Origin of the sequence: Brunnivagina elsteri CCALA 953 (assembly GCF_002289455.1) — a bacterium.
GTDB lineage: Bacteria > Cyanobacteriota > Cyanobacteriia > Cyanobacteriales > Nostocaceae > Brunnivagina > Brunnivagina elsteri.
The window spans coordinates 1-2,336 of the sequence record NZ_NTFS01000647.1 but is presented as its reverse complement, the minus strand read 5'-3'; the positions used below and the strand labels follow the sequence as shown (position 1 = coordinate 2,336).

Annotated in this window: 1 protein-coding gene and 1 pseudogene; both read left to right on the top strand. The window is 41.9% G+C overall.

What is annotated here, in order from left to right; all coding sequences use genetic code 11:
- Positions 1–2,067, top strand: a 2,067-nt coding sequence (locus tag CK510_RS29470) for a DEAD/DEAH box helicase (protein WP_143289506.1), incomplete at its 5' end; no start/stop codon positions are given.
- Positions 2,068–2,147: 80 nt separating this feature from the next.
- Positions 2,148–2,336 (top strand): annotated as a pseudogene (locus tag CK510_RS33105) (hypothetical protein); the annotation flags it as partial.

Below are 2,336 nucleotides of genomic sequence, written 5' to 3'. Positions count from 1 at the left end.
TTTTTATCATGTCCATTTGGGAACGGAGGTTCCTACTTTCGTCCAGGAACTGGTGGAGAAACCGTGATTGCGGAAATATCAGGGAAACGACTGCAAACCAAACGCAATTTGAAAGCCGAAAAACAACAAGCAGAAACTGCGATCGCATCCTGTCCAACTTTAACTAGGATTGAAAAGCAGGATGGGGAATGGCAAATTCCCGAACCGGAAGACTGTTTGGAATTACTTTTAGAATTGCAAGCTTTGGGTGATACGGTAGTGATTGAGCATCCCGAAGGTGAAAGATTTCGCGTCAATCACCATGCAGATTTAAAAGATTTTAGTTTGAATATTCAGCGTCAACAGGATTGGTTTGCTGCCAGTGGGGAATTAAAACTCGACGACAACTTAGTGCTGGATATGCAGAACCTGTTGGCATTACTCGAACGTACCCCAAGTCGGTTTATTCCCCTGGGAGATGGACAATTTGTCGCTTTAACAGAATCTTTTCGCAAGCGTTTGGATGAATTACGGATGTATTCGGAAAGAAACGGTAAAGGTATCCGTTTCCATCCCCTCGCTAGCTTCGGATTGGAAGATTTTGTTGATGAAGTCGGAAAACTCAAAGCTGATAAACATTGGAAAGAACATATCCAACGTCTCAAAGAAGTCCAAAATTTCCACCCTGAACTTCCTTCTACCTTCCAAGCAGAGTTACGGGAATATCAACTAGAAGGCTTTAATTGGATGGCAAGACTCGCTCATTGGGGAGTGGGAGCATGTTTAGCTGACCAAATGGGACTAGGTAAAACCATCCAAGCTTTAGCTGTAATTTTAACCCATGCCCAAGCTGGTGCAAGTTTAATTGTTGCTCCCACTTCCGTATGTATGAACTGGATTAGCGAAGCCGAGAAATTTGCCCCAACGTTAAATATCATCCAATTTGGTACAGGCAACCGTCAAAAAATCCTTGATGGATTGCAACCATTTGATATGGTAGTTTGTAGTTATGGCTTATTACAGCAAGAAGAAGCCGCCCAAATGCTATCACAAATCGAGTGGCAAACCATAGTCCTCGACGAAGCCCAAGCCATCAAAAACATGACCACCAAACGTTCCCAAGCGGCAATGAACCTCAAAGGTGGTTTCAAATTAATTACTACCGGAACCCCAATTGAAAACCATTTAGGGGAACTATGGAACCTATTTAGATTTATCAACCCCGGTTTACTCGGTTCCTTTGACAGCTTCAACCAGCGCTTTGCCATCCCCATCGAGAAATATCAAGACAAACAAGCAAGGAACAAACTCAAAAAACTCATCCAACCTTTTCTATTAAGACGCACAAAAAATCAAGTTCTCCAGGAATTACCTTCCCGCACCGAAATTTTACTCCATGTCGAACTTAGTCAAGAAGAAATGGCGTTTTACGAAGCACTGCGTCGAGAAGCGATTTCCAAACTTACCGACAGCGAGGCAACCGCAGGGCAAAAACATCTCCAAGTACTTGCGGAAATTATGCGCTTACGTCGTGCTTGTTGTAACTCCCGTTTGGTGGTGCCAGAAAGCGATTTACTCAGTTCCAAATTACAACTTTTTGGCGAAGTTTTGGCAGATTTACTCGAAAATCGTCACAAAGCGCTGGTATTTAGTCAATTTGTAGACCATTTACAAATAATTAAAAAGTACCTCGAAGATAACAATATTAAGTATCAATACTTGGATGGTAGTACCCCCGCAAAGGAACGAAAAAAGCGCGTAGATGCCTTTCAAGCTGGGGATGGAGATGTATTTTTAATTAGCCTCAAAGCTGGAGGTACGGGATTAAATTTGACGGCAGCCGACTACGTAATTCACATGGACCCTTGGTGGAATCCAGCAGTGGAAGACCAAGCAAGCGATCGCGCTCACCGTATTGGACAACAACGTCCTGTTACTATTTATAGATTGGTAGCAAAGGATACTATTGAAGATAAAATAGTCGATTTGCACCAGCATAAAAGAGATTTAGCTGATAGTTTGTTGGAAGGTGCTGATGTTAGTGGGAAGATTTCTACGGCAGCATTATTGGAATTGATGGGAGTTTAGATTTTGGAGATAATTTGATGATGACAGCATTGTTAGATTAGAAATATGTCAATTCCGGGTTGAAATTCTGGATAAATCTTATGCAACGTGAAGATGCGATCGCAAGTCTGACGAGTATATTAACAAATTTACAAAGCTTAGGTGTTCTTTCTCTAGCTTTATTTGGTTCTGTCGCTAGAAATGAGGCTAGAGCTAGGCTGTTGACTTTGTGCCTTTTTAGGCTATTTTGGTTCATACAGTTTCTGTGTCGTCCACTAAATCAGAAAATA